The following is a 20948-nucleotide window of genomic DNA, read 5'->3' on the forward strand; positions in this document are numbered from 1 at the left end:
ATTTTCAGGAGGGACCATGCATGACTGTAAGAGTTGGCGTCATCGGAACGGGATCGATTTCCCGCGTTGGGCACTTGCCGCACTATCGAAATCATCCAGAGGTGGAGTTGGTCGCGGTGGCCGATGTGGATCCAACACGCGCCGAAAAGGTGGCGGCAGAATTCGGGGCGGCCCGCTGGTATGCAAACCCCACGGACATGTTTGATTCGGAGCGGCTCGACGCCGTCAGCATCTGCACGGCCAACAATAGCCACGTGCCGCTGGCGCTCATGGCGTTTGAACACGGCGCCGATGTGCTTGTGGAGAAGCCACTGGCGACGGACCTGGCAGCGGCGCGCCAACTGGCGGACGCGGCAACGAAGCACGGGCGCATTTGCATGGTGGGCATGACGCACCGATTCCGCAACGATGCGCAGGCGTTAAAGCGGTTTGTTGAAGCTGGCGATCTCGGTGACCTCTACGCCGCGCGGGCACAAATTCTGCGCCGTCGCGGTACGCCCGCAGGTTGGTTCACCAACCGCGCTGTATCAGGCGGTGGGCCGCTGATGGACATCGGTGTCCACGTGCTCGATTTGGCATGGTGGCTGGCGGGCATGCCGGTGCCAGAGACAGTCTCTGGCCACCTCGTGACAGGTATCGGCCGCTACAACACGGTTATGTCGTCGCGGTGGCGCTCTTCGGACGCGGCCAACCAGGACAATGGCGTGTTCGACGTGGAGGATTACGCGAGCGCCTACATACGATTCAAAAACGGCCTTGTCCTTCAATTGGAAGTCAGCTGGGCGTTGAACGGGCCCCAGGATGACAACCTGAAGGTCGACTTGTATGGAACAAAGGGCGGTGTGTCGCTGGATCCGCTCACCTATTACTCGGAGAGAAACGACATCTTCCTGGACTCCAGTCCGTCCATTGAACGGAACGATCCATATGAGGCAGAGATCCATCACTTCGTGGAGGCCGTGAAGACCCGTACGCAGCCCCTCATCCCCGTGGAACAAGGCGTCTCCATTGTGGAAATGTTGACTGCCATTGTTGCGAGTGCAGAGCGAAGGCGCGAAGTCGTACTCGGTTGACGCGTTGGCGCGTGACAGAAGGACTTCAAATACCAGGAAAAGCCCATGGTGAATCTCTGTCTATGCATATTGGGGGAGTTTGTGTGAAGAAGATTGCGTTTGCAGTATCGACTTTATCATCTTGCCTTGTACTCAGTTGCTCTAACGTTGTATTTGCTGATACAAGTCAAGAAGATATCAATTTAGCCTTAAATAAACCATATACAGTATCCGCTCCCATACCCGATCCATTGCTATCTGCGGATGAACAAAGCTGGTTTCCGGACACAGGGGGAAAATTGACAGACGGAAAGTTTCTGAATCCAAAACTTGCTCCATCGACAAACGATCAAGGTTGGGTGGGATTTGTCGATCAAGATGATCGCAGCATTGTGATTGACCTCGGGCAAACAGACACTGTACACGCATTGACTGCGGATTTTTTAAACGACCCAGGAGACTACGTTCATGCGCCTGAAAAGGTAATCTTCTCCGTATCATTGGATAGAATACATTGGCAAAGTCTTCAAGGCGTGAATTCTCCTATAACGCTCGCTGACCAATCCCTTCGCAACGTGACCTTTGTGAAAAACGGCGTGAATCTCCAAGCTCGTTACGTGCGTGTACAATTCCCGGTGGATACATATGTACTCTCCGATCAAATTCAAGTGCTTGGAGTGAGGGGGATTGTGGCCGGAGCAAAAGTCCCCCGGGAGACACCCAATCAAATCCAGCCAAGTCTAGGATATGCTAAGGTTAGCCAAACAGGTGGAGCGAACCAAATTCTGCTTTGTAACATGTGGCTCTCGGAAAAGTATGATCAAAGGATTTACCCGTGGGATGTTACTGAGCAACAATGGCTGCCCATGATCACATATATGGATGGTAAAGGCCATATTCGTGACTGGATGTTTAAGACGGTCTTGGCGATGCCTAATGTAGATCAGCCCAGCGCTACCCAACAAGACTGGACCAACTGGCTTGATGATATCTTCCATAATGGGGGTTCGCCGAGCGCAACAACACCAACTCAATTGAACGCTCTCAACCAAGCTGTCGGTCATGCGAAAGCCGCATTACACGACCCGAATTACCAAGAAAAAGTCATCATCTCAATACCGTATCCTGACCCTTCGGTGACGAATTGGGGATCCATGAGCGGACGGCAACTAGATTTCAGTCATGCAGTAGATCGGCAAAAAGCAGTTGCATGGTATCTACATCAAGTGGAGCAGTTGTGGAACAGTGCGCATTACAACAACCTAAAACTTGTCGGCTTCTATTGGTTTAACGAAGGTGTAGATGTTCACCAACCCGGTGAGGTTCAATTACTGCAGCATACGTCTCGCTTGATTCATGCGAATCATCTGCACTTTTATTGGATTCCTTATTTTGAAGCACCAGGTTACAAAATTTGGCGGACACTTGGCTTTGACGTCGCCATCATGCAACCGAATTATGCCTTCTACGATGCACCGGTAAATCGGTTAACAGAGACCGCAGAACTGGCAAAACATTATCAACTTGGTGTGGAAATGGAGTTTCCGTTCCAAGACTTTAATCCTGGAGCTACGAAGGGAACAAACACGTACCTGCAGTATCAGGATGCGGCACTAGCCTACCATTTCAATCAAAATGTGCCATTAGCCTGGTATCAAAATACACAAGGGGTTTTAACAGACTACCAACAGAACCGTGTTTTGTACGACCTCATCTACGAGTTCCTGAAAGGTACGTATGTACCGCAGAAATACGTACCAAGCGGCAACTCATATACATTGGTGCCTGATGACAGTCCGAATTTACCACCATTTACATGGCCTCAGATTCCCGCTGGTTTAAGTTGCTATTAATCAAACGTACCGATAAATAACCGGACGGGTTCTGGTGCAAAATCTCATGGGGCGGTGAAAGAAATTCCCCTTACACCACCTTAGGGGGATTTAACTTCGTACGTACATGTACAGTGAAACGAAGTATAATATTTTCAAACGCAATAATCCGATAATTCATATAAATCACACGGATTCAAATCGACCATTTAGGGCAAATCGAGCGATTGGATTGGGGGTGAAGGTAGGAACAAGGTATTTTCTCCCTTGTATTACGAATGTGAAGCACGGTTGACTTTCTCTGTAGAAGTTTCCATTTTGCCATGAGTATTTTTATAGGAGCTGAAGCAGAATGGGTCAAGATTTAAAGGTACCTCGCCTTTCCGCCATGATGTTTTTGGAGTACTTTGTATGGGGAGCTTGGTATGCTACCGCAGGTTTGGCGATGACCAAGTACGGTCTGTCCTCCATTATTGGATTAACGTATTCACTGGCGGCTGTTTCCGCCATTATCGCTCCATTTTTTCTTGGCATGGTTGCCGACCGCTTTTTCTCTTCTGAAAAAGTCCTGGGCGTTCTTCATATCATCGGTGGTACCCTCCTGTTTATCATCCCATCGCAAATGAAGTCTGCCAACAGCAGTCTATTTCTCCTCGTTATTTTCTTATACATGCTTTGCTTTATGCCCACACTGGCATTAACGAATAACGTCGCCTTTCATCACGTTGAAGACAGCGCTAGACATTTTCCCATCATTCGTGTGTTTGGGACCATTGGATGGATTGCTGCGGGTATAGGAATCGGACAGCTGGGATTTTCGGACAGGGCAATCATCTTTACGATTTCAGCTGTCGCTTCTGTTCTGCTAGGCATTTATAGTTTTGCTTTGCCTCATACACCTGCGCCGGCTAAGGGGAAACCACTGTCGATGAGAGATTTGCTATGTCTGGATGCGTTGAAATTGTTTGGAAAATGGAATTTCGCGGTGTTCATGATCTGCTCATTACTGATCTGCATTCCGCTGGCTGCATATTATTCGTTCACGTCACCATTTCTTGGAGCCATCGGATTCAAGAATGTGGGAACCATTATGACCATCGGACAAATGCTCGAGGTCATCTTTATGTTGCTTATTCCGTTTCTCTTTGTTCGGTTAGGAGTCAAGTATGTGTTGCTCGTAGGGATGTTCGCCTGGGCCGTTCGGTATGGGTTGTTCGCAATCGGTGCACCCACAGGGATCATGCCTCTCATTTTTATCGGTATTGCCATTCATGGAGTCTGCTACGATTTCTTCATGGTAACCGGCTCCATCTATGCGGAAAAGCAGGCCGGTGACAAGGTAAAAGCGCAAGCTCAGAGTCTGTTCATCCTATTCACTCAAGGCATTGGCATGTTCGTCGGCTCGTTGATTGCGGGTGATATCTTCAACTCTACTGTGACGGCGACAGGAATCAAGGCACTTCAACAGTGGCAAATCTTCTGGTTGATTCCAGCCGGCATTGCCACAGTGATTGCTGTCATCTTCCTCTCGGCGTTTAGAAACAATCATGAAAAAGCCGCAGAAGTGGGGGCTTCGAGTATGAATCTCAATACAAACTAAGATGATGTTTTCAGTGAACGCCGTACGGTGTAGTCCCATAGCTTACATAGAAGAGGCACTGCCCCGTTCAACGTAGTCTGAAAATTCATCGATATAAATATAAATGATGGTTGGAAAGGATATTTTTCCGTTTCGCGAAAGCCTGCACGATTTGCAAGAGTGGACATCGGGAGGTTCATGCCATGATGAAACTTGCGGTTCTTAGTTTTTGGCACGTCCATGCGAAGGAATACGCAGACCAAGCCGAACAACACCCGGATACGGAAATTGTGGCGATTTGGGATGAGGATCCAAAGCGGGGTGAAGCCGAGGCGGCGAAACGTGGGGCGCGGTTTTTCGCCAATCTCGATGACCTTCTGGCACAACCGGACATCGACGGCGTCATTGTGACCACGCCGACAACAGATCACCACGACGTCATTGTGCGGGCAGCGCGGGCCGGCAAACACATTTTTACGGAAAAAGTCCTTGCGCCGACGCTGGCCGAGTGCAACCAAATTCTCGCGGCAGTTGCTGAAGCCGGGGTCAAATTGATGGTTTCTCTGCCCAGGCTCAATACGGGATCCACACAAGCGATTCAAGAGATCCTCGCTCAGGGGTTACTGGGGCAATTGACGCTAGTCCGAGTTCGGTTGTCTCACAATGGAGCCATCCCGAGTGATGGCGCTGCAAGTGGTTGGTTGCCTGAACACTTTTACAATTTGGCTCAGTGTGGTGGAGGGGCGCTGATAGACCTCGGCTGTCATCCCATGTATTTGGCCCGTCTCTTCGCCGGATTACCTGAGAGTGTGTCGGCCAATTATGGCTATGTCACCGATAGACAAGTGGAGGACAATGCCGTCGCCATCCTGCGGTATCGGAATGGAGCCATCGGCGTCGTCGAGGCGGGATTTGTAAACCCGCACTCTCCGTTTTCTATTGAGATTCACGGAACGCATGGAAGTTTATTTTACGGCACCCCAGAAAACAAGTTGTGGGTTCGCAGTTCAATGCAACGTACGTCTGACGCGAACTGGGTGGCGTTAGAGCAATTCCCTCCCGACAAGCCGTCTGCTTTCGAGCAGTGGATTACACACATTCAACGAGGTACGACGGCTGCTGAGAACATTGAAATGGCTGTAGATTTGACCCGGTTGATGGAAGCGTCGAATCGATCCGTCATGGAACACAAGCCCATTTATCTGAGCGATTTGCAAAATTCCTGAGTGGTTCAGCACGAAAGAAGACATACCGTGAGAGGGATATTGACATGGCGAGATTGCGCGTAGGCGTCGTCGGAACAGGCGGGATTGCACGCAACAGACACATTCCAGGTTACGTAAAACTGCAGGACGAGGTCGATCTCGTCGCGATTTGTGATGTGTCCAAGGACGTGGTCACTCGTACAGCGTCCGAGTTCGGCATAGAGAAAGCTTATACGGATTATCGAGAAATGTTTGATTGTGAAAAGTTGGATGCCATCAGTGTCTGTACGCCCAACAGTTTCCATGCGCCTATTTCCATTGCAGCGCTGGAAAGGGGCATCCATGTTCTTTGTGAGAAGCCGCTGGCGCTGTGCCCAGAAGAAGCCAAAAACATGATCCGGGCCGCAGAGCAAGCAGGTAAGACGCTGATGACAGGGTTTCACTACCGCTTTCAAGCCGAGGCACAGGCGGCCAAGCGCGTGATTGAATCGGGAGAACTTGGCGACATCTACATGGTGCGCGTGCAAGCGATTCGTCGACGGGGGATACCAGGTTGGGGCGTCTTCACCAACCGCAGCTTGCAAGGCGGTGGCGCGATGATTGACTTTGGTGTGCACCTGCTGGATTTGGCGTTGTGGCTCGCTGGAAATCCCAAGGTCGTGGAAGTGACCGGTGTGATTTCGGCACACTTGGGAACCCAGCCAAACGTCAATCCGTGGGGACCTTGGGATCATGAACACTTTGAAGTCGAAGACCACGCCGCTGCCTTCATTCGCTGTGAGCATGGAATGGCGATGCAGTTTGAAGCGTCCTGGGCACTGAATGTTGCTCAATCCGTTGAAAATGTGTCCTTTTCGGGCACACATGCAGGCCTCGACGTATTTCCCTTTCAGTTAAACAAGGCTGCGCACGGCATGTTATTGAACACAAAACCCGCGTGGATGCCTGGTGAGCAAGACAATGTGGGCGACTTGGAGATTGCGGAGTTCGTCCATTCGATTTTGGAAGAACGTACACCACTCGTGACCGTTCAACAAGCTTTGCAAGTGACCGAAATTGTAGACGCGATGTATCGCAGTGCAGAGCGGCGCGCCTCGATTCAGCTCGCCTGAGTATTTTTTCACCATCGCCAGATGGGCTCCGGCGCTGTGGTGACTTCCAATTCTTTGGCTTCTGCCGCAATGCGGAGGCAGGTCGGAGTCGACCACATGGCATTCGAAGAAAGGAGGATGGCGGTGAAAATTAAGGTTGGAATCATTGGGACTGGATTTGTTGGACCTGCACACATTGAAGCAGTGGAACGGACGGGGTGTGCGGAGGTGGTCGCAGTGGCCGGTTCGAATGTGGAAGCGGCTCAGCGAACGGCCAGGCAGTACGGTATCGCCAGAGCGTACGGTGATTATCGCGAGATGCTCCAGGATCCTGAGATCCAGTGCATCCACAACTGTACCCCGAACCACCTGCACTTTTCCATCAATCGCGACATCATTCTGGCCGGCAAACACGTGTTATCGGAAAAGCCCCTCGGCACAAGCCGAGCGGAGACCGAGGAACTGGTGAGGATTGCGGAGGAGGCCGGCGTGGTGAACGGGGTCTGCTTCAACTACCGGCACTACGCGATGGTGCAGCACCTCAGAGCCATGATTGCAGACGGACGGCTGGGGACGATTCGACTCATCCGGGGTCATTATCTGCAGGATTGGTTGTCGAAAGATTCGGACTACAACTGGCGCGTTCACCCGCAGCTGGGCGGTAGGTCTCGGGCGGTGGCGGACATCGGATCGCACTGGATGGACACGGTGCAGTTTGTCACCGGACAGCGTATCACTGAGGTCTTTGCAGACCTCGCCACGTTGCTGCCCACGCGTCGGCGGGCGAAGCAGCGCGCGGCGACGTTTGCAGAGACTTCCGCCCCGGACTTTGAGGAGGTCGAGGTGCATACGGAGGACTATGCGACGCTCTTGTTGCGATTCGACGGCGGGGCGGTCGGTACGGTGACGGTCTCGCAGATCACGCCGGGGCGAAAGAACCATCTCGTCTGCGAAATTGACGGGAGCGACGCGTCAGCGATGTGGGATCAGGAGGCCTCGGAGCGTCTGTGGATTGGACACCGGGATGGTCCGAATGAAATCGTGATGGCGGATCCCGCCTTGATTGCGGCGTCCGCTCGTCCATTCCTGCACTATCCCGGCGGGCACAACCAGGGCTGGCCGGATGGCCTGAAAAACCTCATGCTCCGATTCTACGAGGCCGTCAGAGAAGGGGCTGCATCCACCGACACACAGTCCTGCGGTTTCGCGACATTTGCAGAGGGTCACCGGATGCAGTGCGTCATCGACGCGATGCTGGAAAGCCACGCGCGGCGCCAGTGGGTATCTGTCGCCTACGATGCGTGAGACAGGGGAGGAGGACCGATATGAAGCTCGGGGTATTCACGGTTTTGTTTCAGGATCACCCATTTGAAGAGATGCTCGACATTGTGAAGGCGCACGGTCTGGACGCGGTGGAAATTGGGACCGGCAATTATCCGGGCAGCGCCCATTGCCAGCCGGATGTGCTGTTGAACGACGCACAGGCGCGGAAGGCGTTCTCTGAGGCCCTCGCACAACGCAATCTGGTAGTCAGCGCTCTCAGCTGCCACGGTAACCCGCTGCACCCGGATGGGGACGTGGCGGAGAGGGCCCATCAGACGTGGCGACAGACGGTGCGACTCGCTGAACAGCTGGAAATCGATTGCATCAATGTTTTTTCAGGCTGTCCAGGCGACTGCGATGCGGCCCGCTTTCCGAACTGGGTGACATGCGCGTGGCCGCCGGAATACGCAGAGGTCCTGGAATGGCAATGGAACGAAAAGCTCATCCCGTATTGGCAGCGAGAAGCGGAATTCGCGCGGGAACATGGGGTGCGTCACATCGCCTTCGAAATGCATCCGGGGTTTCTGGTCTACAACCCGGAGACGCTGATCCGGTTGCGGGAAGCGGTCGGGCCGGAGATTGGGGCGAATTTCGATCCGAGTCACCTTGTGTGGCAGGGCATCGATCCATGCGAGGCCATCCGTTATTTAGCGCAGCACGACGCCATGTTCCACGTCCATGCGAAGGATGTGTACTTAGATCCGGCGAATGTCCGGGTCAATGGGGTGCTTGACACAAAGTCGTACCGGCAGATCAACCGCCGTGCCTGGACGTTCCGGAGTGTTGGGTACGGACTGTCGGAACACAAGTGGCGCGAAATCGTCAGCGTCTTGCGGACGGTGGGGTATGACGGTGTCCTCAGCATCGAACACGAGGACGCACTGGCCTCTCCGATGGAAGGATTTCGAAAGGCGGTTGAACTGTTGCAGCGAGCGCTGTTGCGGGAATCTGTGGCGGACATGTGGTGGGCGTAACCGCAGAAGAAATAGAGCGAAGGGACGGCGAATCGATTGGCACGACTGGCGGTGCAACTCTACACCTTGCGAGACCGGCTGCAGCAGGATTTTCAGGGCACGTTGCGGGACGTGGCGAACATCGGCTTTGAAGGCGTCGAGTTTGCCGGATATGGCAGTCTGTCCCCAGAAGGGGTGCGAGACTGTGTCAAGGAACTCGGGTTGGTGCCGGTGGCCAGCCACGTACCGTTTCATCGGTTGCAGGACGAGCTCGACGCGGTGATTCGTGAAGCGCAGATCATCGGGATTGGGACCGTGGTTTGTCCGTTCATCCCTGAGTCTCTGCGCGCCAGCGAAGATCAATACCGCGAGCTTGCCCAGTTTTTCAACCGTGTTGGGCAGGCGTGCCGGGCGGCAGGGCTGACGTTTGCGTACCATAATCACGATTTCGAATTTCAGTTGTGGAGCGGACATACTGCGCTGGACCTTCTGTATGAATGCACGGATCCGGAACTGGTGCAGTTTGAGCTGGACGTCTACTGGGTAGAATTCGCCCGTCAGCACGCTGCGCGTTGCATCGCTCAGTACGCGTCTCGCTGCCGACTGCTGCATGTAAAGGACATGTCGGGTGACGAGGAGCGCTTTTTCGAGGCGGTGGGTCGAGGGATTCTGCCCTGGCCTCTCATTTTGGGCGAAGCGGATCGAGCCGGTGTCGAGTGGTACATCGTCGAACAGGATGTGTGCCGCCGGGACCCGCTGGAGAGTGTGCGTCTGAGTTATGAATACCTGACAGGCCTTTCGCATCCTGGGGTAGGGAATGAGGCGTAAGCGGTACACGCGGTTTGGGGGCGAGCCACCTCAACAGAAAGGGTGGTGTCGGAGTCTTGGTAATCATCCTTCTGATTCTGTTTCTCGTCATATTCCTTGTGATTCCGGCGGTGTTGTTCGGATACCTATACATGGCCTCCCGGAAACCACAGCATTCGGTGATTCGTGCCCATCCGTACCTTGGATGGCTGCGCTACCTACTGGAGAAACTCGGCCCGGAGTTTCGACAGTACTGGTTTGACGGTGATACCGACGGACGTCCGATTTCGCGGAGCGATTTTCTCGGCGTTGTGTTTGCGTCGAAGTATCAGAGTGATCTGATCAGTTTTGGATCCAAGCGGGACTTTGAGAAACCAGGCTACTACATTTCCAACGACCTGTTTCCACTGCTTGTGAACGAATTGAAGGTAGACAATCAAGATGTTGTGGCAGCGAGAAGGTACAACATTGTGCGTGAAGGGCTGTTCGCGCGGGAAGAGGAACTGGAGACCGTTGAAGTCTCCAAATGGCTGTATACCGAAGAAGACCAGATGGTGGTGGGTTCTACCCGTCGGCATCCTTGGAAGCTGCGGGGGATGTTCGGCGCATCGGCAACGTCCTACGGAGCGGTTGGGGAGCACTATATTCTCTCAACTGGAAACGGGGCAAGGATGGCCGGGGGATCTTGGATCAACACGGGTGAGGGCGGCGTTGCGCCGGAGCACTTGCAGACCAACGTGGACGTCGTGGCTCAGATTGGGCCTGGGCTGTTTGGCTACCGCGACGAGCAGGGGAACTTTTCATTCGAAGAGTTCCGAATCAAGGCGGCGGAACCGAACATCAAGGCGTTCGAATTGAAGTTTGCACAAGGGGCCAAGATCCGCGGAGGACATCTGGAGGGCTCAAAAGTGACTGCGAAGGTGGCAGCGATTCGCAAAGTCCCTGTCGGCGTGACGGTGAACTCTCCGAACCGCTTCCCGTTCCTGCGCAACAGCGAAGAGGCGTTACGGTTTGTAAAGATGTTGCAGGAGGAAGGAGGCAAACCGGTCGGTATCAAGATTGTGGTCGGAGATCAGTATCGTTTGGAGAGCTTGTTCGATGTCATGGTGCGGCTGGACATTTATCCCGACTTCATGACGGTCGACGGTGGAGAGGGCGGATCTGGTGCGACGTTTAAGTCGATGTCGGACAGCATGGGCTTGCCGCTTTATCCGGCACTCATCGCCTTGGTCGACACTGCCGTCCGGTATGGTGTGCGGGACAAATTCGCTGTGTTTGCCTCCGGAAAATTGATAACGCCAGACAAAGTGGCCATTGCCCTGGCGCTTGGAGCGAATGCCGTCAATTCGGCGCGCGGCTTTATGATGGCGAATGGTTGCATCATGGCGCTGCAGTGCCACACGGGGAAATGTCCGACAGGAATCACCACGACCCATGCGAAGTATCAAGATGCGCTGGTTCCGGAAGAGAAGCAGTGGCGCGTGATGAACTATATTATTAGCCTTCGACAAGGGTTGTTTGCACTGGCAGCCGCATGTGGATTGGACAGTCCTCGTCAATTCACGCGAGAACACGTGGTCTACAAGAACGAGTACGGCCGAACGGTGCGGCTGAGTGAACTGTTTCCGTTGCCTGTCGGCAAGACAGATGACCATAGGCGCAGTGCAGAGATGAGATAGTGACCGCTTCGGCGGTCTCTTTTGTCTTCGTTGCTTTAATACGGAACAGCATATCCGCAGTAGCATGTGTTATTGCAGACAATTCTTGCGTTTCAGTAAGATAACGGTGGAATCGCTTACAAAGTATTCGCATCGTAGAAACGTTGTGCAAACGTCGTTCGAGAAACTACTGGGATGGAGGAGACAGGAATGGCAGACCATTTGCCTTTGCAAGGGATTGACTACGTAGAGTTTTACGTCGGCAATGCCAAGCAATTCGCATACTTCTTGTCGCGGGCGTACGGTTTCCAGGTGGTTGCGTATGCAGGAATGGAAACGGGGGTTCGCGACAAAGCTTCTTACGTGCTCGAGCAAGGGGACATTCGCTTTGTTGTGACAAGTGCTCTGGGACCGGATCATCCGATTGCTGAGTTCGTCAAAAAGCACGGGGATGGCGTGAAAGAGATTGCGTTTACTGTGGACGATGCGGCGGTGGCGTACCGGGAATCGACGAGTCGCGGCGCGATTCCGGTGGCGGATGTCATAGAGCTGAAAGACAAACATGGGGTGGTACGGAAGTCCGTCATCGGCACCTACGGGGAAACGGTGCACGCGTTCATTGAGCGCGAAAAGTACGACGGGGTGTTTCTGCCCGGGTACGAGCCGATGGACAACATCTTCGGCGGTGAGCCGAAAGGGTTGCTCGCGGTGGATCACATCGTCGGCAATGTCGAACTGGGCAAGATGGAAGAGTGGGTCCGATACTACGAAAAGGCGCTCGGCTTTGAGCAATTTATTCACTTTACTGACGAGGATATCAACACCGAGTACTCTGCTCTGATGTCGAAGGTGATGCAGAACGGCGGCGGAAAGATTAAGTTCCCTATCAACGAGCCGGCACAGGGCAAGAAGAAGTCGCAGATTCAAGAATACCTGGACTTCTTTGGCGGCCCCGGGGTGCAACACATTGCCCTCATCACTAAGGACATTCTGCAGACCGTGACCGATTTAAAGGCAGCTGGCGTTGAGTTTCTCAGTGCGCCGGATGTGTATTATGAGGAGCTTTGGGACCGCATTGGCCCGATTGACGAAGACGTGAAGCGCATCCAGGCGTTAAACATTCTCGTGGATAGGGACGAAGAAGGCTATCTCCTGCAAATCTTCACGAAGCCGTTGATGGACCGGCCGACCGTGTTCTTCGAAATCATCCAACGCAAAGGCAGCCGCGGCTTCGGCAACGGCAACTTCAAGGCTCTGTTCGAAGCGATTGAAAAAGAGCAGGCTAGGCGCGGGAATCTGGAATGAGGTTGGCGAGTTATCGAAGAAAAGAGGGGCGGACCGCGACGGCCGCCCCGCGTTCGGCCTGGGTTGTCGAGGATGGTACGTTGGTAGACATCCGTCGCGCGGTCGAGTGGTGGTGCGAATCATACAGCACTCGAGCGGGCGGAGGTCATGTCAGGGGGTTCCTGCGCAAGCATGGTGCGCTGTTTCAGGATCTCTCCGAACTGGTTTGGCGCGGGGAAGTGAGTGATCTGTGGAAAGCCATGCGGCAGGTCTACGACGATTGGTCCGAGGCAGTGCGGCATGGTAATGAATCTGCACTCGTTTGCACGATAGATTCGGACACGGTAAACCTGTGCTTGCCGTTTCGACCTCGCTCGTTTCGCGACTTCTACGCCTTTGAACAGCACGTGGCCACTTGCAGGCGCAAGCGCGGACTGGATATGGTGCCGGAATGGTATGAGTTCCCGGTTTTTTACTTCTCCAATACGACGAGTTTCCGAGGACCCAATGAACCGGTCTGGGCACCGCCGGGGTGCCAGGAACTGGACTATGAGTTGGAAGTCGCGTGCGTCATCGGAAAACCTGGGCGAAATATCGCTGCAAAAGAGGCGGATGAGTACATCCTTGGCTACGCCATTTTAAACGACTGGAGCGCTCGCGATGTGCAGCGGCAGGAGATGAAAGTGGGGCTTGGCCCGGCAAAAGGGAAAGACTTTGCCACTTCCTTCGGGCCGTATCTGGTCACGGCTGACCATCTGGACGATGTGGCGGTGTCGGGCGCACATGGACGTAGACATCGCCTGACGATGACAGCTTCTGTCAACGGCCGCACCATTTCCAGCGGCAATCTGGCGGACATTCATTTCACGTTTGCACAAATGATTGAGCGTGCTTCTGCGGACGTCGACCTCATGCCCGGAGACGTGATAGGGTCAGGCACCGTGGGAACTGGATGCATCCTGGAACTGGGAACCCAGGTGCACAGCTGGTTGCAGCCCGGAGACGTCGTGGAACTGACCGTAGATAAGCTGGGTGTGTTGCAGACACCGATTGTCGAGAGACCCAACTGGAGGTGATGGACCATGCCGTTTTACGTTGTGCGCGGTGAGATTCCGCACAAACGACACACGCAGTTTCGGCGTCCGGATGGACAACTGTATAAGGAAGAAGTGTTTGGTACCAAAGGGTTTTCTGGCATCCAGTCCATCCTCTACCACACGTACCCACCGACAGCCGTTCGCCGCGTGGAGGGACCCGTGCCCGTGGCGTATGTGCCGGAGGAAGCTGGGCCGCTTCGCCACCGTCACTTTTGGACCAAGCGGCTTGCGACCGAGGGCCATCCGATTGCTGCCCGCCAGTATTTGCTGGGTAACGACGACGTGTTGTTGGGCACGTGCGTGGCTACGCAGAGCATGGACGATTTCTACAAGAACGGCGAGTGTGACGAAATCCTCTTCATCCATGAAGGCACTGGTACACTGGAGTCGATGTTTGGGTACATTGAGTTCCGACCCGGTGACTACCTCGTGATTCCCGCCGGAACCATCTACAAACTGGTGATTGACAAGCCGGTTCGCTACCTGCTGATTGAATCAGCGAGCCACATCGAAGTGCCGCGGCGTTACCGGAATGAATTCGGCCAGTTTCTCGAGCATGCGCCGTTCTGTGAACGGGACCTCCGTCCGCCGGTGTACGCGGCGCCCGTCGCGAATGAAGGGGAATTTCCCGTCCGCGTCAAAGCCCGGGGTGCCATCACGACCCTTGTGCTTGCACATCATCCATTCGATGTTGTCGGCTGGGATGGATATGTGTATCCTTACGCGTTCAACATTGAGGACTTTGAACCGATAACTGGCCGTATTCACCTGCCACCTCCGGTGCACCAGACGTTCGCTGGACAGAACTTTGTCGTCTGTTCCTTCGTTCCGAGGTTGTTTGACTATCATCCGGAAGCCATTCCAGTTCCGTACAACCACAGCAACGTCGACAGTGACGAAGTGTTGTATTATGTACGTGGAAATTTTATGAGTCGACGTGGTGTAGAGGTGGGGTCCATGACGCTGCACCCATCTGGAATTCCACACGGACCGCATCCTGGAACGGTGGAAGCCAGCTTGGGGAAGGAGCGCACAGAAGAACTGGCTGTCATGGTGGACACATTCCGTCCACTCAAGGTATTGAAACCGGCGCTCGCCGTGGAAGATCCCAATTACATGTACTCCTGGCTGTGAGCCGCGCGGCTCACACGCGGTGAACTGGAATGGAGGTGGGTGGCTCGTGGTGGAGTTGATACCAGACGCACTCCCGTGGCGGGACGTCTACAAACTTTTGATTGGAGCGATTGTTCCTCGGCCCATCGCGTTTGTGTCCACCGTCAGTAAGGACGGAATCCGGAACCTCAGTGCTTTCAGCTTTTTCAACGGCGTGTGTCCGAAGCCGTTTATCGTCGCATTTGCGCCGATGTTCCGCGGACAGGATGGGCAGAAAAAAGACACGCTCCGCAACATCGAGGAAACCCGCCAGTTTGTCATCAACGTGGTCAGTGAAGACATTGTGGAAAAGATGAATCTGACTGCCCCTGAGTTTCCACCCGAGGTGGATGAGTTTGAGGTGTCCGGCCTCACGCCCATCCCGAGTGTGGACGTTGCACCGCCACGGGTTGAGGAAAGCGCCATCCAGATGGAATGCGAGCTTGAGCAAATCCTGCAGTTCGGAGATGGCCCCGGCAGCGGATTTCTCGTGCTTGGTAAAGTGATCCGGATGCACGTGCGCGATGACGTGTACGTGGACGGGAAGATCAACCCTGACGCTCTCGCTGCAGTCGGGCGCATGGCGGGGGACGACTATGTGCGGACGCGGGATCGATTCAAGCTACCACGCCCGGCTTTACCGCAAGAGAAGTCCTGATGAACGGCCGGTGGGCCAAGTGACAAACGATGATACAGCTTGTGGAACTTTTCTGCCGTCCGCGACCATTGAAAGCGGTCGGCTTGTTTTTTGGTTCCTGCAGCCAGCGCTTTCAGTCGACTTCGGTCGAGCGCGAGCCTGCGAAGCGTCGCTGCAAATGCCGCGGGTCTTGTGAAGTGTTGGACGAGAACGCCACAGCTGTCGTCGACGATTTCCGGAATCCCCCCTTGTCGGCTTGCCACCACGGGCAGACCGGCCGCTAATGCTTCGACATTGACCATGCCAAACGCTTCGTTGCGCTGTGACGGGCAGACCAGCAAGTCCGCGTCCTGAAAGTATTCCGGTAAGTGTTCCGGCGCCACGAATCCGACAAAGCGCACAGGAAGCGCGCGGGCCTGTTTCAACAACTTGGCACGGTATTTTCGCTCCCAAGGATGCGTGCCACCGACAACGGTCAACTGGACTGGAATCCCCTGGCGCACCAGAATTCGTACGGCTTCCAGGAGCACGTGCACACCCTTTTGTTGAATGACGCGGCCCACATAGAGCAAGCGAAGCGTTCCCTCGCCTCTCGGAGTGCCATCTGCCGCGAACTTGTGGAGGTCCACGCCGGGATGGATGACCACTGTCTTCCACTGCGCTCGGTGGATGGAGAACGTCCGCTCAATGGTGCGCCGTAAGGAGCGGCTGTTGAGAACCACCCGGTCTGCCGACCGTAACGCGTGCCGCGCTGCGGCTGGAGTCAAGTGTTTTCGACCCAGGAAGGTCGTGGAATGCAGGTTCAGAATGACCTTGGCATGGGGAACCGCTCTTCGGACAGGACGAACCAGGTGGGGGCGGTTTTCAATTTGCACGATGTCCGGCGCGAGTGTGCGCAGCCATTGCAGGGCTTTGCGTTGATACTCGTGTCCGCGCGCAGAGATCCGGATGTGGCCATCCCCATTTTCGGACCTGCTCGGACTCAACAGGGTGACGTCACAGTTGCGTTGGGTGAGTTCCTGGTACAGCGCATGCACGTAAATCTGGACGGAGCCGCCGCGAACAGGGGGCACTGGCAGATCTTCTGGCGCGAGAATGGCAATCCTCACTTCCTGCACCTCCCAACAGTTCTTCGGTAGCGTATGCTCGATGCCACGATGTGGAGAGACCTAGACATTCGCCCATTCCGCCATCGCCCACCTTTCATAGCCTGTAACATGCTCGCGGCGAAATGGGGGATTTCTGTGCTTGTCGCCCTGACTGGCGTACCGCCCGATAGGCTCACGCATGCGCGCCGACAGTGGACATTTCTACAGCTAGGGCGTGCTGCTGAACAGTTTGGGCTACCACTGATGGTGACTACGCCTGCGGAATTTCAACCGCATCGCCGGTGGATAGGAGGTCGTCTATACCGTGCAGACGACGAAGGGTCCCCGTGGACATGTGCTGAAATTCCATTGTCGCGACATGCCGTCGTGTACGATGCCATGTACCTTTCGGACCTGCAGTTGTTTCGCTCTTCTTTCCACCCATTGCGGCATGCGCTGCACGGTCTTGAGGTACCCGTGTTCAATCCTGTCCTGCCTCCGAAAGACACCGTGTACCGTGCTCTTTCCGGACGGCCGCTGAAGGGCGGGGGGTTACCTGAGACGAGGTACGACCTTTCGCCGAACGGCGTACTTCAATTGTTCAAATCAGTACCTCAGTGGTGGTTGAAGCCCGTGTACGGATCCGGCGGGCGCAATATCTTGTTCGTGCAGAGGCTGAAACCTGGACGGTACTTGGTCTCCGGGGAACGATTTTTTGGACAGCGATTGGTGGGGGAAGTGAACAGGCGCGAGTTGAAACGCATTTTGTGCCAGGCGATGGAGCGCCGCAGATATATGGCGCAGCAACACATACCGCTCATCACTTCGAGCGACGGTCGGAAAGTCGACTTTCGCGTCACAGTGCAGCGCAACGAAACCGGCGCGTGGCAAATAACCGCCATCACCGCCCGGCTGAGCGCCAAGGGTTCGATGTTGACCAATTACCATGCGGGAGGTGCCGTCCAATCGTTGACGCGCTCCAGCGAGGAGGATCTCGCGTGGATGACGCGTCAGGGGATTCGCGACATTCCGTTTGAGCATGCGCAGGAGTTTGCACTGCGTGTGGCCAAACGCTTGCAGCAGAAGTATCCGTTGCTCGGCAGCCTCGGCGTAGACGTCGGCCAGTCCGTGGAAGGCGAGTGGTACGTCTACGACTGTAATGGCCGCCCAGGTCGGGACATTCTCACAGACCAGGAAGTCGAGGCGTTTGTGCACTCGGTGGCTGGTTTCGCGAAGTATTTGTTGGAGCACCCAAGACGCCGCAGTACCCATTGCCATCCTCTGGACGACAAACTGGCGAGCATAGGTGCCCAATCGCCGAGCCTCTGGTACAATGAAAATACAGGCGATTCGTGAAAGGGGCGGCGGGGATGGTACAAATAGACATCTACCGAGATAGAATTAGACGTTTAGACGCAGTGTTACAGCAAATTCACCTAGACGGAGTCGTTATCACTTCGCCGGCAAGTCTCTATTATTTTACCGGAGTGTGGCTAGAAACCGGGGAACGGCCAACAGCGTTGATTATTCGGCCGCACAAGGAGCCTGTGTGGATTGTCCACGAAATGTTTGCCAATGAGGTGAGTAGCGCAGACGTCAAAAAGGTGTTCTGGAAAGACGGGGTTTCGCCGTATCCGCTCATCGGGGAAGCTGTGGGGATAAACGCCCGGCTGGCGATTGACGGGAATTGGGCTGCTCGGCATGTCATCAAGTTGATGGCCACTCGACCGACCGCGCCGGAACCTGTGGTTGCGGACGCCGTCATCAGTGCGCTGCGCGAACGGAAAGACGCGGATGAACTGAGCAAACTGGAAAGAGCGTCCGCGATGGCAGACGAAGTGGTAGGCAAACTCAAGACCATGCTGAGACCCGGGATGACCGAGTTGGAAGCCACCGAGATGCTTGAACAGTTGTGGGAAGAAGCTGGTTCGGAAGGACTGTCGTTCCCTATCATTGTCGCGGCAGGTGCAAACGGAGCCGCGCCTCACCATGAGCCGGATCATTCGAAAATTGAGGAAGGGTCCACCGTTATCGTGGACACCGGCGGTATCTACCAACGTTACGTGTCGGATACCACGCGAACATTTGTCGTTGGAGAACCTACCGAGGAAATCCGCAAAGTGTACGAGTGTGTATTGCGAGCGCAACAAATTGGCATTGAAACGGCGAAACCCGGCGTTCGCTTGGGGGATGTCGACGCAGCGGTGCGCCAGTACATCACCGACCAGGGATACGGTCCGTACTTTACGCATCGGACGGGCCATGGCGTGGGTCTGGACATCCACGAAGAACCATTCGTCGTCGCTGGCAACGAAGCCGTGTTGGAAACAGGCATGGTGATGAGCGTCGAGCCTGGCATTTACCTGCCGGGGAAATTCGGGGTTCGCATTGAGGATCTCGTCGTCATTGAAGAGGACGNGGCTCGGTCTTTGAACCAGTCTCCGAAAGCGCTGGAGGACGTCATCATTCGCGCTTGACGGAGACGAGGGGCGATGACCAGGTGTCAGTCGTCGTCTTTTTCCTCCAGCATCGCAATGGGGACCGCTGCGGACTGCGCGGTGGACTCTCGTGTGCCCCAGGCCATGACACCTTCGATGAAGCTCACGGTCAGCCGGTCGTACTCTTCCGCAATGCGGTAGGTGCGACCAATTTCAATGTTCGCGGTATCCTTGATGAGGTATGACTTCGCCAGGTACCACTTTTTCATGTGCACTTCGTATTCGCTCCATCGCTGTTCGTCAAAGGCCGCTTGCCCTAGTTCTTGGAGGTGTTTCATCTCCGCTTGTAGTTCTTCTGGGGTCATCTGGCTGTATAATTTCTTCACTGCTTGCTCGCCTCTTTATCATGAGTTGTCTATCGGGGTGAGTGTGAGTCCAATGGTCAGCGTCTCCGCGAGAAAGGCATAACTCACTTTCACTTTGTATTTGTTTTGGTCCACAGTAAAGATTTTATCATTCAAAAACTCCCTCGGCATGTTGGGGTGGCTATTGAGCGTCGAGACTTCGGTTCCTATCAGAAAGCCAATCTGCTGTCGGACCCATTGATTGACATCCACTTGCGAAACACCAGCGGGGAGTTGTGGTTCCACAGTGACGGCAATACTCTGTATCAGTCGCTTTGGATTCGACTGTTCAAGTTTTAAGGACAACAATTCTTTTTCGTGCGTGAGGTCGCTGTTTTCTTGTTTGAGACTGGCGTTGTTGTAGCGGAGTGTGTTCAGGTCACGTGCTTGGAAGAGAAACATCGCAATCACACCCAGTATAAATCCGAACAATGCGGCTGCAAAACTGGGCTTGTTCATTGTTGCGCGCTACCTCCAGCGAGCCAGTGGATCATGAGAGATCCCAACTGGCACCCGATAAAGGCCACAATCAGGTACGTTAACTGTCGACCGACTGTATCTAAATCACGCAACCACACCCCGTCACCAATCGCTTTCAGCGCGTCCATGGATCCACCCAGCGCCGCCACCATGGCCCAGATTTTCAACCTCTCCGACAAACTGACCATAAAGAGAAACGGCGGCCTGTGCGTCGTGAGCATCATGGCAATGCCACCAAGGATGGATCCCCCGACTACCATGCCAAACGCCACCATAAAGTTGATGAAGAGGTTAGATAGCGTCGATGCCGATATTGACGACATAAAAAAACCTCCCTCGGCGCACCAGCTTGTACTGATGGATACGATCCGGAGGGAAGATTTATGCTTCGGCCAGTCATGTCATGTCTGTAGCGTGGCGTGAATACAGTCAGCGAATGGCCAATCCGTACGTCAGATAAAATGAGACACACAGAATCACCAAAAGAACGGCCAGAAAAACACCTGTCAGTACGACGTAGCCAGACACGGACCGAAAAGTACCGTCGTTGATACCTTTTCGTTTGACCATGTAACTGCAGACACTGTAGATGAGCGTGATCAGGCCGAACAACAAAGACGAAAAGCCCACGATTTTAATCAGGAAATCGGCCGGGCGACTCAAGTCCCGATTCAGTTCAAAGTGCAAACTCGTCGCCACGATGCCGATGCCGACGACGGACAGGATGGTTCGAATCCAGGCCAGAAAGGTTCGCTCGTTGGCAAGGTGTTGCTGGATGTATTTAGAGTCTTCGGACGGGTGGATTTTCTCGCGAACTTCCATGTTGGAACACCTATGCTTTCGTTGTTGTCAACCAATATCATGGCAT

The 20948-nt window shown here is 54.4% G+C and carries 20 protein-coding genes; 15 read left to right on the plus strand and 5 right to left on the minus strand.

Going from position 1 to position 20948, the window contains the following annotated elements:
* The first annotated feature begins 20 nt into the window (after positions 1-20).
* The 13 genes from YWK_RS0101610 (at position 21) to YWK_RS0101670 (ending at position 15691) form a co-directional block, all read left to right on the plus strand.
* Positions 21-1073 (plus strand): Gfo/Idh/MocA family protein, encoded by a 1053-nt coding sequence (locus YWK_RS0101610; RefSeq protein ID WP_026963412.1) that lies wholly within the window; start codon positions 21-23, stop codon positions 1071-1073.
* Between the two features lie 83 nt (positions 1074-1156).
* Positions 1157-2905 (plus strand): DUF4855 domain-containing protein, encoded by a 1749-nt coding sequence (locus YWK_RS0101615; protein ID WP_169727117.1) that lies wholly within the window; start codon positions 1157-1159, stop codon positions 2903-2905.
* 331 nt (positions 2906-3236) lie between these two features.
* Positions 3237-4484, plus strand: coding sequence for an MFS transporter (locus YWK_RS17795; protein ID WP_051374876.1), 1248 nt, complete (start codon positions 3237-3239; stop codon positions 4482-4484).
* Positions 4485-4666: 182 nt separating this feature from the next.
* Positions 4667-5689 carry a Gfo/Idh/MocA family protein gene (locus tag YWK_RS0101625; RefSeq protein ID WP_026963414.1) on the plus strand — a complete coding sequence of 341 codons (1023 nt, stop codon included), beginning with the start codon at positions 4667-4669 and terminating at the stop codon, positions 5687-5689.
* 44 nt (positions 5690-5733) lie between these two features.
* Positions 5734-6780 (plus strand): Gfo/Idh/MocA family protein, encoded by a 1047-nt coding sequence (locus tag YWK_RS0101630; protein WP_026963415.1) that lies wholly within the window; start codon positions 5734-5736, stop codon positions 6778-6780.
* Positions 6781-6897: 117 nt separating this feature from the next.
* Positions 6898-8064, plus strand: coding sequence for a Gfo/Idh/MocA family protein (locus tag YWK_RS0101635; protein ID WP_026963416.1), 1167 nt, complete (start codon positions 6898-6900; stop codon positions 8062-8064).
* A gap of 20 nt (positions 8065-8084) precedes the next feature.
* Positions 8085-9056 (plus strand): sugar phosphate isomerase/epimerase family protein, encoded by a 972-nt coding sequence (locus YWK_RS0101640; RefSeq protein ID WP_026963417.1) that lies wholly within the window; start codon positions 8085-8087, stop codon positions 9054-9056.
* Positions 9057-9092: 36 nt separating this feature from the next.
* On the plus strand, positions 9093-9863 hold the full coding sequence (locus tag YWK_RS0101645) for a sugar phosphate isomerase/epimerase family protein (protein WP_026963418.1): 771 nt from the start codon (positions 9093-9095) through the stop codon (positions 9861-9863).
* Between the two features lie 56 nt (positions 9864-9919).
* Positions 9920-11521, plus strand: coding sequence for an FMN-binding glutamate synthase family protein (locus YWK_RS0101650; protein WP_026963419.1), 1602 nt, complete (start codon positions 9920-9922; stop codon positions 11519-11521).
* Between the two features lie 174 nt (positions 11522-11695).
* Positions 11696-12805, plus strand: coding sequence for a 4-hydroxyphenylpyruvate dioxygenase (hppD, locus tag YWK_RS0101655; protein WP_026963420.1), 1110 nt, complete (start codon positions 11696-11698; stop codon positions 12803-12805).
* Positions 12802-13860 (plus strand): fumarylacetoacetate hydrolase family protein, encoded by a 1059-nt coding sequence (locus tag YWK_RS17800; RefSeq protein WP_026963421.1) that lies wholly within the window; start codon positions 12802-12804, stop codon positions 13858-13860. Before hppD ends, YWK_RS17800 begins: the two co-directional genes overlap by 4 nt.
* Before the next feature lie 6 nt (positions 13861-13866).
* A complete protein-coding gene (locus YWK_RS0101665) occupies positions 13867-15015 on the plus strand; it encodes a homogentisate 1,2-dioxygenase (RefSeq protein WP_026963422.1) in 1149 nt (382 codons plus the stop codon).
* Positions 15016-15061: 46 nt separating this feature from the next.
* On the plus strand, positions 15062-15691 hold the full coding sequence (locus YWK_RS0101670) for a flavin reductase family protein (RefSeq protein ID WP_342664223.1): 630 nt from the start codon (positions 15062-15064) through the stop codon (positions 15689-15691).
* Here the strand turns inward: YWK_RS0101670 and YWK_RS17805 are convergent.
* Entirely contained in the window at positions 15628-16779 is a 1152-nt protein-coding gene (locus tag YWK_RS17805; protein ID WP_051374881.1) for a glycosyltransferase family 4 protein, read from the minus strand. The genes YWK_RS0101670 and YWK_RS17805 overlap by 64 nt on opposite strands.
* Positions 16780-16914: 135 nt before the next feature.
* On the opposite strand from YWK_RS17805, the gene YWK_RS0101680 reads away from it, so the two are divergent.
* Positions 16915-18114: a YheC/YheD family protein gene (locus YWK_RS0101680; RefSeq protein WP_026963424.1), complete on the plus strand. Its 1200-nt coding sequence runs from the start codon at positions 16915-16917 to the stop codon at positions 18112-18114.
* A gap of 14 nt (positions 18115-18128) precedes the next feature.
* Complete coding sequence (locus tag YWK_RS0101685) at positions 18129-19235, plus strand: M24 family metallopeptidase (RefSeq protein WP_084453393.1); 1107 nt, start codon at positions 18129-18131, stop codon at positions 19233-19235.
* Positions 19236-19261: 26 nt separating this feature from the next.
* Here YWK_RS0101685 and YWK_RS0101690 read toward each other — a convergent pair whose 3' ends face one another.
* The 4 genes from YWK_RS0101690 to YWK_RS0101705 all read right to left on the minus strand — a co-directional run bounded on the left by YWK_RS0101690 (position 19262) and on the right by YWK_RS0101705 (position 20902).
* Positions 19262-19582, minus strand: coding sequence for a DUF1811 family protein (locus YWK_RS0101690; protein WP_026963426.1), 321 nt, complete (start codon positions 19580-19582; stop codon positions 19262-19264).
* An 18-nt stretch (positions 19583-19600) separates the two neighbouring features.
* Positions 19601-20059 carry a sporulation membrane protein YtrI gene (locus YWK_RS0101695; RefSeq protein WP_026963427.1) on the minus strand — a complete coding sequence of 153 codons (459 nt, stop codon included), beginning with the start codon at positions 20057-20059 and terminating at the stop codon, positions 19601-19603.
* The gene (locus tag YWK_RS0101700) at positions 20056-20403 is read right to left on the minus strand and encodes a YtrH family sporulation protein (protein WP_051374883.1); all 348 of its coding nucleotides are present in this window, start codon (positions 20401-20403) and stop codon (positions 20056-20058) included. The genes YWK_RS0101695 and YWK_RS0101700 overlap by 4 nt, the downstream gene beginning before the upstream one ends.
* 106 nt (positions 20404-20509) lie before the next feature.
* Positions 20510-20902 (minus strand): YidH family protein, encoded by a 393-nt coding sequence (locus YWK_RS0101705; protein WP_026963429.1) that lies wholly within the window; start codon positions 20900-20902, stop codon positions 20510-20512.
* Positions 20903-20948: the final 46 nt, after the last annotated feature.

Source organism: Alicyclobacillus pomorum DSM 14955, assembly GCF_000472905.1.
Lineage (GTDB): Bacteria > Bacillota > Bacilli > Alicyclobacillales > Alicyclobacillaceae > Alicyclobacillus_A > Alicyclobacillus_A pomorum.